Source organism: Serratia sp. NA_112.1 (assembly GCF_052691715.1).
In genome coordinates, this window is sequence record NZ_JBQZFO010000003.1 from 183,646 (window position 1) to 196,228 (window position 12,583).

The following is a 12,583-nucleotide window of genomic DNA, read 5'->3' on the forward strand; positions in this document are numbered from 1 at the left end:
GGTTACCCTAACTCCTCATTATCCAGGCGGCGCAGCTTGCCGCGTACGTTGCTGAGATGGCTCTGCATGGCGGCCATGCACGCTGCCTGTTGCTCAATCACCTCGCGCATTTCCAGCAGAGACTCGACCTCATTGGGGTCAGCAACTTCCATCACCAATGGCTGGTATTTGCTCCGCAGCGAGTGCTGTTCCACCCGGTGGCCGCCGCCCTGACGCGAAGAGATAATACCGCTGACCTCCAGTATGCCGAGTGCTTCACGCACAGGCACCCGGCTGACGCCAAATGCCTCCGCCAGCGTATTTTCCGACGGTAGCTTTTCCCCGACCGGGAAGGTACCGTCGCTGATGCCTGCTTTCAACTGCGCCAGCACCTGATGTGAGGCTTTCTGACGCGTGACTTTATTGACCATCCAGCGCCCCCTGCGCAGTGTTTCGTCTGAAACGCAACAGATGTACCGATGCTGCGGTAATAATCAGAGCCGCACCGCCCAGATCGGTCAGCAGGCCCGGTTTAATCAGCAGGATAGCCGCTACGGTGAACAGTATCCGCTCCAGCCAGTGGGTTTTCATCATCCAGAAATTGGCGCTGGCGATCGACAGTGCATAAATCCCTACCAGCGCACTGATCACCATATGGATCACCGACAACGTGTTGAGATCGTCACCCTGCATCAACAGCATCGGGTTGTAGACCAGAATAAACGGGATGATAAAGCCCGGTAATGCCAGCCGTACCGCGTCCCAGGAGGTTTGCATCGGATCGGCGCGGGCAATGCTGGCGGCGGTGTAGCTGGCCAGTGCGACCGGCGGGGTGATGTTGGACAGGGCACCAAACCAGAACACAAAGAAGTGTGCCGCCAGCGGCATCACACCGGCCTTGATCAGGATCGGGGAAACGGTGACGGCTACTACGATATACAGTGCGGTTGAGGGCAGGCCCATGCTCAGCACAATACACACCAGCATCACCACCAGCAGGATCATCCACAAGGTGTTGTTGGTCATGGCGACAATATTGAATGCCAACGTTGAACCGATGCCGGTCATGGTCACGACACAGATAATCACCCCGATAGCGGCGCAGGCCACCGTCACCTGGATGGAGCCGCGTGCGGCATCATTGAGTGCTTCGGCGATTTTCTTCGGCGTCATGCGCACCGAAGTATCTGGGGCTAACCAACTGGCGACGATGATCGAAATAATGCCGAGGAACCCGGCGTAGATCGGTGTTTTACCCAATAACAGGGTACCGATAACAATGATCAGCGGCAGCAACAGCAGCCCACGCGCTTTCAGCACCGCCTTCACTTGAGGGATGTTTTCTTTGCTGATGCCTTTCAGACCCTGCTTTTTGGCCTCCAGATCGATGGCAATAATCAGCGCCGCGTAGTACAGCAGTGCCGGGATGATGGCGGCAATCACAATGGTGGTGTAAGAAATGCCGAGGAAGCCGGCCATGATAAAGGCCGCCGCGCCCATAATCGGTGGCATGATCATGCCGCCGGTTGAGGCGGTGGCTTCAACCGCACCGGCGAAGCGTGCCGACAACCCAATGCTTTTCATCAGCGGAATGGTGAAGGTGCCGGTGGTGGCGACGTTGGCTACCGCACTGCCGCTCAGGGAGCCAGTCAGCGCCGAAGAGATCACCGCCACCTGCGCAGGGCCACCACGACGGCGACCCGCTATCGCCAGTGCCAGATCGTTAAACAATGCGGTTGCACCGCTGACGCTGAGAAATGCGCCAAACAGGATAAATACCACGATGGCGGTGGATGCGGTGGAAAGGGTGATGCCGAAGATCCCTTCACTGGTCATAAACAGCCGGTACAGCAGGCGTTCGAACGAAAAACCGCCGTGGCCGAAAATACCCATAAAATATTGCCCGAACAAGGCATAAACCATGGCGAAGGTCGCCAGACCGGGGATGAAGTAGCCGGTGGTGCGGCGTGCGGCCTCAAACAGCACGCCAATGCCGATCACCGCCATCACATAGTCGGTGGTGTTGGGAATACTTTTGCGTACTACGTGCAAATCCAGATAGCTGGCGTAGAAATAGCCGTAGCTGACCAGCGTCAGAATGATAAACAGGTAGTCCCAGCGGTTGAACTTACTGGTGGCGTAACGGCGTGAAAACGGGAACAAAATAAAGCCCAGGATCAAGATACCGCTGAGGAAGGTGGTATTGCGGTAGAACTCCTGGGTATTCGAAAGCGCGTTGGAGTAAATGGCATAGACGGAAATGGCGATCGCCAGCAGGGTGGCCAATTGCAAATAGATACCGCTCAGCGGGCGGCTACCGGCTCCGGCTTCCTTATCCAGTTCGCTGGCATCTTGTGGTGACAGGTTGTTGGTGTTCATACGGCCTCCTTAGCGATTGGCGGTCAGCGTCGCCGCTTCCGGGGGGATCAGATAGTCGGGCACGCTGACTCCGGCCTCCAGATAATACTTGTAGGCGCCGATGTGCAGTGGCACCGAAACCCCTTTCAGCGCGTTCTCCAGCGAAATGTATTTGGCGGCGCTGTGCACCTGATGCACTTCCGGCAGGTTTTCAAACAGGGTTTTTGTCAGGTCATATACCAGCTTTTCATCCAGCCCATTCAGGGCTACCAGAATATTGGGCTGGGCGATGGTGGCCACCGCTTTGCTCTGCCGTGGATAGGTATCGGCCTTGATATCAAAGCGGAACCAGGAATTGGCGATAGCGTTGATGCTGGCCAGTTGTTCATCGGTCACGTCCAGAATGCGTGAGGGCACACCGCTGGCATACATGTCGGTGACTGCCGCTGCCGGTACCCCGGCGGGCAAAGCACCTCCGTCGAGCCGACCGTCGCGCATGGCGGACACAGTATCGCCGTAACCCAGATATTCCGCCGTCAGTGACTTCTTGCTCAGGTTAACCCCCTGCAAAATGATCAGCGTCGATTGCTCGGTACCGCTGGCCTGCGGTCCTACCGAGAAGCGGGTGCCGGCGATATCGTTCAGCGTGCCGTCTTTCACCTTGTTTTCCAGCATCACAAAATGTTCCACGTTGGGCCACAACATCGATATCGAACGCAGGTGGCTGTAGGCACGGTTTTCAAAATTACGGACGCCTTCATAGGCCTCGACGGCGATCAGGCTTTGCAGGATCGCCAATTGCGCCTCGTCCTTTTGCAGCAGGTCGATATTTTCGATCGAACCGGCGGAGGATTGACCGCTAACCTGAATACCGTTTTGCTTTAACCGGTTGCTCCAGACGTTAGCCAGTCCGACGCCCATCGGGTAGTAAGTACCACCGGTGGAGGCGGTAGCAACTGAAAGGAAGGTTTTGTCGGCATTTTCCACTTTTCCGGCTACCGCCAGTGCGGCGACGGCAGCCATCGTGCCCGCAATCAGTAACAGTTTGATTTTTCTATTTTTCATTATTTTCACCAAAGGTTTTTGAAACAAATAGAAAACATTTAAGCAAATTTGTATACAACATTGCAGCTTTTTTCACCTAACGGGCATTGCATGATTTGTGATCTTGGTGGGTGAAAAACGAGCGAAAATATCGAGGGCATGAGGAGTGGAGGGAGAAACCCCGTGACGCTTGTCACGGGGTGAAGTGCGAATTACCAGCCTTTAACCGCGTCGCCCTTGTAGATTTCTGCGGCGCTGGCGGCGACCTCATCGGTCTGGTAGGCCTTGACCAGGTTTTTCACGTTTTCGTTGTTCTGGTTATCCACCCGACTGGCGAATATATTGACGTACGGTGAGTTTTTGTCTTCGATAAACAGCCCGTCTCTGGCCGGTGTCAGACCGATCTGGCTGGAGTAGTTGGTGTTGATAATCGCCAGTGCGATTTGTTTGTCGTCCAGCGCACGCGGCAACTGCGGCGCTTCAATCTCAACGATTTTCAACTTCTTCGGGTTGCTGACGATATCCAATGAGGTCGGCAGCAGCCCGACGCCGTCCTTCAGCCCGATCAGTCCCTGTTTTTGCAACAGCAGCAGTGAACGGCCAAGGTTGGTTGGGTCGTTAGGCACTGCGACCTGTGCGCCGTCGGGCAATTGGCTGAGGGAAGAGATCTTTTTCGAGTAACCGGCAATCGGGTAAACAAAGGTGTTGCCCACCGCCACCAGTGTGTAGCGACGCTCCTGAATCTGCTTTTCCAGATAAGGCTTATGCTGGAAGGCATTAATATCCAGATCGCCGTTATTCAGTGCTTCGTTGGGCAGTACGTAATCAGTGAATGTCACCACTTCCACATCCAAATCGTATTTTTGTTTGGCGACCTTTTGTACTACCGCCCACAAAGACTGATCAATGCCGGCACTGATACCAACCTTGATGTGGTGAGCGTCTGGTGCGGTCGGCCCGCAGGCGGTCAGCAGCAGGGTGCCGGTTACTGCCAGCGTGGCGGCGAGTTTTTTCAATGTCATTTCCCAGAGTCCTTGTCAAAATAGCCTGCTGGTTATTGCAGGCTGAATAGTGGCAGTGACTGTAGATAAATGCCTGGCTAAAATAAAATACGGATTAACTATGATTAATAGCGATTTGCTATGAGCAAAATCAGGCCGTGTGGCGCTGCCGGAAACGGGTAAAAGAAGGGCAGTCGCTCAGGCGATATGTGCCCTGATATTCAGTTTGTTTTGACGCAGCTTCCGCCCGCTTATTATGATGGCGGCAAGCCCGACAGGGGCGTGAATAGTCAAAGGAAAATAAAATGCAATTTAACATCTGGCGCAAGGCGCTGCTGCCATTGGTGGTTTTGACTTGTGTATCTGCAGCTCAGGTGCAGGCGGCGGATGCGGTGGTGGAACCTATCCCTAAAACGCTGCTGGGCAACTGGCATGTCAGCAAGATCTTGCCGACGCAAACCGTCGGTTGCTGGGACGAGCAACAGGCCAAAAGCCTGATCGGCGGCAAAATTAGTTACAAGGCCGACGGTTTCAGTTGGAATGGCACCGAGTTGAAAAATGAAGGCGCCACTCTCAGCACGGTCGAGGCGCAGGAGTTTGTCGAAGACAATTCTGGCAGCAGTTCTTATATCGACTTCCCGATGCTGGGCATCAGCACGCCGGCGGTAGAACGGGTGATGATCCAGCATGCCGATACGCAGATCAAAGGCATTACCGATCAGGGCACCGATGGCGTGCCGGGAGACAATGTGCTGCAAAAAGACGCCAACACGCTGATCCTATCGGTGTGCAACGTTTGGTTTGAAGCGCAACGCGTGCGTTGACCCCCCGGTGGCGTTCGCTATTGTGTGCGAGCGCTGCCTACAGTATTCTTGCCAGGCAAAAACATTATATTTCCTTCTGCTTGTTTTAAATTTTAATAATAATTCAAATAATCATTAATTCAGTGAATGAATTAGGGGTTAATTCTTGCTGATTTAAATTGCTCGGCTATTTATCTCTAAGTTTACACTGTTTAATTGATAGGCCAATGATATTATATCTATAGGTAATGGTTGTGGTATTTATTGATTGTCGTCAAAATAATTATCCAGCCTCTGTTTTATATTATTTGATGACAATTAATTATTCGTTCGGCAATGTCTCATAAGGATAGAGTCATGAAAAAGGTCACCCGTATTGCGGCGATTTCCATCGCAGGGATTGTGCTGGTTTATTTAGGTTTGTGCGGCTATGTCTGGTATCACGATACCCAGCGTATTCAGAATGGCTCGGTACTGCGTTCCGCTTCGGAAAAGAATAACCAGGTGCTTGGGTTGTTGAGAGAAAAGGGCTGCGATTATTGCCATACCTCCTCTGCTTCGCTTCCGTTTTACGCATCTTTCCCCATCGCCAAACAGCTGATGGAATATGATATTCGTCTGGGTTACTCCTCATTCAACCTGGAGCCCGTGCGTAGCGCCCTGATTAAAGACGGGCCGCAGGCACAAAGCGACCTGAATAAAATTGAGTGGGTGATGCAACACCAAACCATGCCACTCACTCGCTATGTGGCTTTGCACTGGGCTGGACAGATCAAGCCCGATGAACGGGAAATTCTCCTTGCCTGGATAGCGCAGCAACGCGCGCGCTATTACGCCAGTGCGGATACCGCAGAATCCCATCGTAATGAGCCGGTTCAACCGATCCCTAAAACATTGCCGGTTGATGGGCAAAAGGTGGCATTGGGTTTCCGGCTTTTTCACGATCCGCGTCTGTCTGGGGATAACACTCTTTCCTGCGCTCACTGCCATTCCTTGAATACCGGTGGGGTCGACGGAATAAAAACCTCAATCGGAGTCGGCGGCGCGGTGGGACCGATTAACGCGCCAACGGTGTTTAACTCGGTGTTCAATAGCGAACAATTCTGGGATGGCCGTGCGCCGACGCTACAGGTGCAGGCCGGTGGACCACCATTAAACCCGATAGAAATGGCCTCCAAGTCCTGGGATGAAATCATCAATAAACTCAATAAGGATCCGCAGCTGACCCGCGACTTTGCTGAGGTCTATCCACAAGGGCTCAGCGGCGAGAATATTACCGATGCCATCGCTGAATTTGAAAAAACCTTAATCACCCCGAATGCACCTTTCGATAATTGGCTGCGCGGTGATGAGAACGCCATGACGATGCAGCAAAAACGCGGCTATCAATTATTTAAAGACAACAAATGCGCCACCTGCCATGCAGGGATCATATTAGGCGGCCGTTCTTTTGAGCCTTTGGGGCTGAAGCGCGATTTTAATTTTGGCGAGATCACCACGGCAGATATTGGGCGTATGAACGTCACCAGTGATGTACGTGACAGGTTACGCCAGAAGGTGCCAGGCTTGCGCAATGTGGCTCAGACCGCGCCTTATTTTCATCGTGGTGATGTCGCTACGCTGGATCAGGCGGTAAAACTGATGTTGCGCTATCAGGTGGGTAGCGAACTGCCACAGCAGGATGTCGACGATATTGTTGCCTTCCTCGAAAGCCTGAACGGGGTCTATACCCCGTACCGGCAGAATGCAGAATAAGAACAATATCTTTTCATCAGGCCCCGGTCACGGGGCATTTAGCCTGATATCCCCGTCCGAATGCCGCATTTCTGAACTAAAATTAATCATAATGCTATAACGCTAATGTTATCGCAGAAGTTGGGGTCTCTACTGAATCAAAGACAGGAGGCGCTATGTGTTATCAACATATTGTTATCGCCACCGACCTGAGTGATGACGGCAAACGGCTGGTGGAAAAAGGCGCGCGCTTGGCCGCTGCGCTGCAGGCTAAACTTTTCCTGATTTACGTGGATATTTACTACGATACCTATCATGCCGCGATTGGTTTCTCGGAGAAGAGTTACGATGGGGGTTCTTTTGAAGACAAGATCAAAAAAGAGCTGGAGCCGCTGACCCAAAACGTGAATTACCCGATCAACGAGGTGATTATAGGGCGCGGTGATTTCACCGAGCAATTGCAAAATGCGGTGGTGGATAAAAGCATCGATCTGGTGATCTTCGGCCATCACCATGACCTGTGGAACAAACTGTTTTCCTCTACCCAGCATGCGATCAACCAGTTGAACGTTGACGTACTGGTGATCCCGATTAAATCCTAGCCCGAGCGAAACCTCTGCCAGTTTATCGGGCTTGTTGCGGAAGGCGGCGGCGTCATCACGGCCCGATTCCCAGGAGGCGGCCACTTGGGCTGGCATTTTGATGCTGTCATAGCGCCCGGAAGCAACCACCCGATGATAGTTGTTTAATCCGGCGAGCGTTTTCTCCTGCTGCCCGCGTTTAACGGTGAACAGCATGCGGCCATCTGGCGTATTGTGCGCCTTATCCCGCGTCGCGCCATATTCCGGCACGTCGGTGGTGTTATACACCTCCATTATCGCCCAGGCCGCCAGGCTGGGTTTGGTATTGCGTTCATTCCAGTTGCTACCGTCGCCGCCGCATTCCGGGTTGGAGTTGTAGGCGATCAAATCCGGAATAAAGCCGGTATCCCATGGGCGCAGGAGGTCATCCTGTTCCTGCTGCACTTCAGCGGCGGTGAGCAGGTGGTGTAGGGGGGGAACCTTTGATATTGGCTTTGGCGGTGAACTGATGGCCGTTCACCATAGTTTGCTGCGGCAGTGATTTATGATGGCGGAAGCCGATTCCATTTTATGAGTGCTGACGAAGCGGTGGAGTGGGGGCTGGTGGATAAGGTGCTGCGGGGGCGCTGATATTATCCGACAGCCTCAGCGCAGACTCCTGGATCTCATCCCGCGTCAGGGGCCGGATGTCTGCTCGGGGGATTTATTGGGTCAACAAATAGTGGGATTGTACCAGGCCGGAAGGGAAGCTTCGGCTGGACAGTAATTTGAAATCGGCATCTCGAGGCATAGCACCGAACAACGCTCTTCCTGATCCGAGTAGCACTGGCACCGTGGTGATTACCATATCGGTGACCAGTCTTTCACGCAGGAAAGACTGTATCAGTTGTCCGCCATCGAGATAGACCTGATGGATGTTCTGTTCATCCAATTGTTCAATCAGGTGCTTTGGTGTGAGGGCGGAGAATTGTACTTTACCCTTCAGGTGCAGGGGAACCGGCCCATTGACCAGCTGTTTGGACAGTACCACGACGGGAAGGTCATAAGGCCAGGAATCAAAGCTGAGAACTTTTTCAAAAGCCCCCCGGCCCATCACGATCATGTCTTTATCAGCGATAAAGGCGTCGAAACCATGGTCTTCGCTCGGATCATCGCGTTGCAATAGCCACTCGATGTCGCCATCTTGCCGCGCGATATAACCATCCAGACTGGTAGCGATAAAAACGTGTGTCGTGACCATTGAAGGCTCCTTCTTTATAAGCTGTAAATTATTGTCCTGGAGGGCAGCAAAATCAGCAACACGCGTTAAAACAAAAAATCCACGCCTTGGCGTGGATTTTAGAGTTTGCTGCAGAAGATGAGGTTTAGACGTTGAACAAGAAGTTCATCACGTCGCCGTCTTTGACGATGTAGTCTTTACCTTCTGAACGCATTTTACCTGCCTCTTTAGCGCCTTGTTCACCCTTGTAGGTGATGAAGTCGTCAAAAGCGATGGTTTGCGCGCGGATAAAGCCTTTCTCGAAGTCGGTGTGGATCTTGCCGGCGGCCTGTGGTGCGGTAGAGCCAACCGGGATGGTCCAGGCGCGAACTTCTTTTACGCCAGCGGTGAAGTAGGTCTGCAGGTTCAGCAGTTCGTAACCGGCGCGGATCACGCGATTCAGCCCCGGTTCTTCCAGACCCAGCTCGGCCATAAACTCGGCGCGGTCTTCGTCTTCCAGCTCGGCGATGTCGGATTCAACTGCAGCGCACACGGCAACCACTACCGAGCCTTCGGCCGCAGCGATTTCGCGCACTTTATCCAGGTATGGGTTGTTCTCATAGCCGTCTTCGTTGACGTTGGCGATGTACATGGTTGGCTTCAGCGTCAGGAAGCTCAGGTAGCGGATCGCTGCACGGTCTTCATCGGTCAGATCCAGTGCACGCAGCATACCGGCGTTTTCCAACTGCGGGAGGCATTTTTCCAACGCGGCCAGTTCGGCTTTTGCGTCTTTATCGCCGCCTTTGGCTTTCTTCTGTACGCGGTGGATAGCGCGCTCGCAGGTGTCCAGGTCAGACAGTGCCAGCTCGGTGTTGATCACTTCGATGTCGTCCGCCGGGTCAACCTTGTTGTTCACGTGGATGATGTTGTCGTTCTCGAAGCAGCGCACCACGTGGCCGATAGCTTCGGTTTCACGGATGTTGGTCAGAAACTGGTTACCCAGGCCTTCGCCTTTGGACGCGCCCTTCACCAGGCCGGCGATGTCGACGAATTCCATGGTGGTTGGCAGGATGCGTTGGGGTTTGACGATCTCGGCCAACTGGTCCAGACGCGAATCGGGCATCGGCACCACACCGGTATTAGGTTCAATGGTGCAGAACGGGAAGTTGGCTGCTTCGATACCCGCTTTGGTCAACGCGTTGAACAGGGTGGATTTGCCTACGTTAGGCAGGCCGACGATACCGCATTTGAATCCCATGTTGTTATCACCTTAAATATCTTAACTATCAGTCGGTTAGGTTTAACCCACTGCATAAAGGACGAAATAATGGCGCCATTATACACGTAATGGCTGTTTTTCTCGATCTGGCTGTGTGCTGCGGGCAAATGCAGCCGAAAGCCGGTTTTTGATTGAGATTTGGATCACATTTACACATACTGACACTTCTGATTAACCTACAGGAAACGCGCCGGATGCACTTCTTGCCCAGTCCTCTCTGAGTTGCCCCCTCCTGAGGTTCACCGCGCCATGCGGCTCTGTTTCCCGTTCTGCGGGAAGGTTTTTTATCTGTCAGAAGTGAATAATCCATGTTTAACCTGAACAATTTCAGGCTGTCGACCGTCAAGAACGAGGTGCTGGCGGGCTTTGTAGTGGCAGTTTCCATGATCCCCGAAGCGGTCGGTTTTTCTTTGGTCGCCGGGCTTTCTCCGATCGTCGGGCTACACACGGCTTTTATTATCGGTATGGTGACCGCCCTGTTTGGCGGCAAACCGGGCATGGTGTCGGGTGCGGCAGGTTCGATAGTGGTGGTCTTGATGAGCCTGGCGGCGCAACACGGCATGGCCTATGTGTTATGGGCGACGATTTTCGCTGGGGTGATCCAAATCCTGATCGGTGTTTTCCGGCTGGGTAAATTTATTCGTCTGGTGCCGCTGCCGGCGATCCACGGCTTTGTGAATGGTTTGGCGATCGTCATTATGCTGGCGCAGCTGCATATGATTGCCGGGCAGGGGCTGCTGATGTACGGGCTGGTGGCGCTGGCGATCCTGGTCGTAGTGCTGTTTCCGCGACTGACCCGGGTGATCCCGGCTTCGTTGGCGGCCCTGATTGTGGTTTCCGCGCTGGCGATTGGCTTTAACTTGCATACCTTGCGGGTCGGCGATCTGGCCGATATCTCCGGCGCCTTGCCGCATTTCAGCCTGCCTATGGCCCCGTTCAGCCTGGAAATGCTGAAAGTGGTGCTGCCGTATGCAGTAGTGATCGCCCTGGTGGGGTTGATTGAGTCGCTGCTGACCATGACGGTGCTTGACGAAATGGGCGGCAAAAAGGGCAACGGCAACCGTGAGAGTATCGCTCAGGGCGCGGGTAACGCCATTTGTGGCTTGTTTGGTTGCTTTGCGGGCTGCGCGATGATTGGTCAGTCGATTATCAACTTCACCTCGGGTGGGCGTGGACGTATTTCCGGCATCGTTGGCGCGATATTGCTGATCCTGTTTGTGGTCAGCCTGTCAGGCTACATCGGCCTGTTGCCGGTAGCGGCGCTGGCCGGGGTGATGCTGGTAGTGTGTTACAACACCTTTGAGTGGAGTTCGCTGCGCCGCCTGCGTCGGATGCCGAAGGCCGATGCGTTGGTGATGCTGCTGGTCACGCTGATCACTATTTTTACCGATTTGGCAATGGCGGTGATCAGCGGGGTAATTATCTCGGCTCTGGTGTTTGCCTGGCAGCAGGCGCGTATTCGCGTGCGTCAGCATCGGGTGGTAGGGGATGTTGCGGTGTATCAACTGGACGGCCCGCTGTTCTTTGGTTCTACCGCGGCCTTTGCCGAACTGTTCGAGCCGAAAAACGATCCACAAAACGTGGTGCTGGATTTTGCCGGCACCCGGGTGATGGATTCCAGCGGAGTAGAAGCGATTGATAAGCTGACGGCACGTTATCTGGCAGCGGGAAAAACCATTCGGTTGCGCCACCTGAGCGGCGACTGCGTGCGTCTGTTAAAGCAGGCCGGTCCGTTTTGCAGCCATGAACTGGACGATCCGCAATATTACGTGGCGGAAGAAGGTTATCAGACCGATGATGCCAACGTCGGTGAGGAAACCTTCAAGCTGAGAACCTAAGCTGGTCGGCAGCGGGCGCGATGCCCGCTGCCATCACAATCAGGGCTGCGCCTTAAAGCTGTGCAGGCGGCGAACGGTTTTTTCCAGGCCGTCGGTCAGCAGGATTTCCGTGCAACGCGCGGCTTCATCAATCGCTTCATCAATCATTTTTTGCTCGCTGGCCGGTGGCTTGCCGAGCACGAAACCCACCACCTTGTTTTTATCGCCTGGATGACCAATGCCAATGCGCAAGCGATAGAAGTTCGGGTTATTGCCGAACTTACTCTGAATATCCTTCAGCCCGTTGTGCCCACCGTTGCCGCCACCCAGTTTGATTTTTGCAACACCGGGCGGAATATCCAGCTCGTCGTGCGCGACCAGAATTTCGTCCGGCTCGATGCGGTAGAAATTGGCCATCGCCAGCACGGCTTTGCCACTGAGGTTCATAAAGGTGGTGGGGACCAGCAGCCGCACGTCATTACCGGCCAAATTCAGTCGGGCTGTGTAGCCGTAGAATTTGCTCTCTTCTTTCAACTGCTGGTTATGGCGCTGGGCCAGTAAATCGACGTACCAGGCGCCGGCGTTGTGTCGCGTCTGGGCATACTCAGCGCCCGGATTCGCCAGGCCGACTATCAATTTAATACTGCTCACTGGGAGATTCGCTATGATCGGGATAATGGAAAGGGCATTAGTCTACCTGCCTGCGCGGCGAATGACAAAATCCTGATGCCGTGCATGACATCGGTGGACTGTGATCCTTAACGCGGTGAGTGATTCATTAGCGGAATC

12 protein-coding genes and 1 pseudogene are annotated in these 12,583 nt (G+C 53.8%); 5 read left to right on the forward strand and 8 right to left on the reverse strand.

Going from position 1 to position 12,583, the window contains the following annotated elements; translation table 11 throughout:
- Nucleotides 1–2: 2 nt before the first annotated feature.
- The 4 genes from ACUTQ5_RS08635 to metQ all read right to left on the reverse strand — a co-directional run bounded on the left by ACUTQ5_RS08635 (nucleotide 3) and on the right by metQ (nucleotide 4,403).
- Nucleotides 3–410, reverse strand: coding sequence for a FadR/GntR family transcriptional regulator (locus tag ACUTQ5_RS08635; protein WP_445650909.1), 408 nt, complete (start codon nucleotides 408–410; stop codon nucleotides 3–5).
- Nucleotides 400–2,358 carry a TRAP transporter permease gene (locus ACUTQ5_RS08640; protein WP_445650910.1) on the reverse strand — a complete coding sequence of 653 codons (1,959 nt, stop codon included), beginning with the start codon at nucleotides 2,356–2,358 and terminating at the stop codon, nucleotides 400–402. Before ACUTQ5_RS08640 ends, ACUTQ5_RS08635 begins: the two co-directional genes overlap by 11 nt.
- Before the next feature lie 9 nt (nucleotides 2,359–2,367).
- Nucleotides 2,368–3,402 carry a TAXI family TRAP transporter solute-binding subunit gene (locus ACUTQ5_RS08645; protein ID WP_445650911.1) on the reverse strand — a complete coding sequence of 345 codons (1,035 nt, stop codon included), beginning with the start codon at nucleotides 3,400–3,402 and terminating at the stop codon, nucleotides 2,368–2,370.
- A 191-nt stretch (nucleotides 3,403–3,593) separates the two neighbouring features.
- Nucleotides 3,594–4,403: a methionine ABC transporter substrate-binding lipoprotein MetQ gene (gene metQ / locus ACUTQ5_RS08650; protein ID WP_445650912.1), complete on the reverse strand. Its 810-nt coding sequence runs from the start codon at nucleotides 4,401–4,403 to the stop codon at nucleotides 3,594–3,596.
- Nucleotides 4,404–4,687: 284 nt separating this feature from the next.
- Here metQ and ACUTQ5_RS08655 point away from each other — a divergent pair, with 284 nt between their 5' ends.
- From ACUTQ5_RS08655 to ACUTQ5_RS08665, 3 genes are all read left to right on the forward strand, one after another.
- The gene (locus ACUTQ5_RS08655) at nucleotides 4,688–5,206 is read left to right on the forward strand and encodes a hypothetical protein (RefSeq protein WP_445650913.1); all 519 of its coding nucleotides are present in this window, start codon (nucleotides 4,688–4,690) and stop codon (nucleotides 5,204–5,206) included.
- A gap of 336 nt (nucleotides 5,207–5,542) precedes the next feature.
- Nucleotides 5,543–6,940: a cytochrome-c peroxidase gene (locus ACUTQ5_RS08660; RefSeq protein WP_445650914.1), complete on the forward strand. Its 1,398-nt coding sequence runs from the start codon at nucleotides 5,543–5,545 to the stop codon at nucleotides 6,938–6,940.
- 155 nt (nucleotides 6,941–7,095) lie between these two features.
- Complete coding sequence (locus ACUTQ5_RS08665) at nucleotides 7,096–7,521, forward strand: universal stress protein (RefSeq protein ID WP_445650915.1); 426 nt, start codon at nucleotides 7,096–7,098, stop codon at nucleotides 7,519–7,521.
- A 39-nt stretch (nucleotides 7,522–7,560) separates the two neighbouring features.
- On the opposite strand, the pseudogene ACUTQ5_RS08670 reads toward ACUTQ5_RS08665, so the two are convergent.
- A pseudogene (locus ACUTQ5_RS08670) lies at nucleotides 7,561–7,926 on the reverse strand (MGH1-like glycoside hydrolase domain-containing protein); the annotation flags it as partial.
- A gap of 144 nt (nucleotides 7,927–8,070) precedes the next feature.
- Between ACUTQ5_RS08670 and ACUTQ5_RS08675 the strand changes: the two are divergent.
- The gene (locus ACUTQ5_RS08675) at nucleotides 8,071–8,130 is read left to right on the forward strand and encodes a hypothetical protein (RefSeq protein ID WP_445651146.1); all 60 of its coding nucleotides are present in this window, start codon (nucleotides 8,071–8,073) and stop codon (nucleotides 8,128–8,130) included.
- A gap of 73 nt (nucleotides 8,131–8,203) precedes the next feature.
- Here the strand turns inward: ACUTQ5_RS08675 and ACUTQ5_RS08680 are convergent, their stop codons facing one another.
- Nucleotides 8,204–8,740, reverse strand: coding sequence for a dihydrofolate reductase family protein (locus ACUTQ5_RS08680; RefSeq protein WP_445650916.1), 537 nt, complete (start codon nucleotides 8,738–8,740; stop codon nucleotides 8,204–8,206).
- Between the two features lie 124 nt (nucleotides 8,741–8,864).
- Complete coding sequence (gene ychF / locus ACUTQ5_RS08685; RefSeq protein WP_445650917.1) at nucleotides 8,865–9,956, reverse strand: redox-regulated ATPase YchF; 1,092 nt, start codon at nucleotides 9,954–9,956, stop codon at nucleotides 8,865–8,867.
- Between the two features lie 329 nt (nucleotides 9,957–10,285).
- On the opposite strand from ychF, the gene ACUTQ5_RS08690 reads away from it, so the two are divergent.
- Nucleotides 10,286–11,815: a SulP family inorganic anion transporter gene (locus tag ACUTQ5_RS08690; protein ID WP_445650918.1), complete on the forward strand. Its 1,530-nt coding sequence runs from the start codon at nucleotides 10,286–10,288 to the stop codon at nucleotides 11,813–11,815.
- A gap of 39 nt (nucleotides 11,816–11,854) precedes the next feature.
- On the opposite strand, the gene pth is transcribed toward ACUTQ5_RS08690, so the two are convergent.
- Nucleotides 11,855–12,445 (reverse strand): aminoacyl-tRNA hydrolase, encoded by a 591-nt coding sequence (gene pth / locus ACUTQ5_RS08695; RefSeq protein WP_445650919.1) that lies wholly within the window; start codon nucleotides 12,443–12,445, stop codon nucleotides 11,855–11,857.
- Between the last annotated feature and the right edge of the window lie 138 nt (nucleotides 12,446–12,583).

What these genes read in the sequence shown, in the direction of transcription:
- ACUTQ5_RS08635 (WP_445650909.1), bottom strand. Translation starts at nt 410, where the DNA reads ATGGTCAATAAAGTCACGCGTCAGAAAGCCTCACATCAGGTGCTGGCG.
- ACUTQ5_RS08655 (WP_445650913.1), top strand. Translation starts at nt 4,688, where the DNA reads ATGCAATTTAACATCTGGCGCAAGGCGCTGCTGCCATTGGTGGTTTTG.
- ACUTQ5_RS08645 (WP_445650911.1), bottom strand. Translation starts at nt 3,402, where the DNA reads ATGAAAAATAGAAAAATCAAACTGTTACTGATTGCGGGCACGATGGCT.
- ACUTQ5_RS08690 (WP_445650918.1), top strand. Translation starts at nt 10,286, where the DNA reads ATGTTTAACCTGAACAATTTCAGGCTGTCGACCGTCAAGAACGAGGTG.
- metQ (WP_445650912.1), bottom strand. Translation starts at nt 4,403, where the DNA reads ATGACATTGAAAAAACTCGCCGCCACGCTGGCAGTAACCGGCACCCTG.
- ACUTQ5_RS08660 (WP_445650914.1), top strand. Translation starts at nt 5,543, where the DNA reads ATGAAAAAGGTCACCCGTATTGCGGCGATTTCCATCGCAGGGATTGTG.
- ACUTQ5_RS08640 (WP_445650910.1), bottom strand. Translation starts at nt 2,358, where the DNA reads ATGAACACCAACAACCTGTCACCACAAGATGCCAGCGAACTGGATAAG.
- ACUTQ5_RS08680 (WP_445650916.1), bottom strand. Translation starts at nt 8,740, where the DNA reads ATGGTCACGACACACGTTTTTATCGCTACCAGTCTGGATGGTTATATC.
- ACUTQ5_RS08665 (WP_445650915.1), top strand. Translation starts at nt 7,096, where the DNA reads ATGTGTTATCAACATATTGTTATCGCCACCGACCTGAGTGATGACGGC.
- ychF (WP_445650917.1), bottom strand. Translation starts at nt 9,956, where the DNA reads ATGGGATTCAAATGCGGTATCGTCGGCCTGCCTAACGTAGGCAAATCC.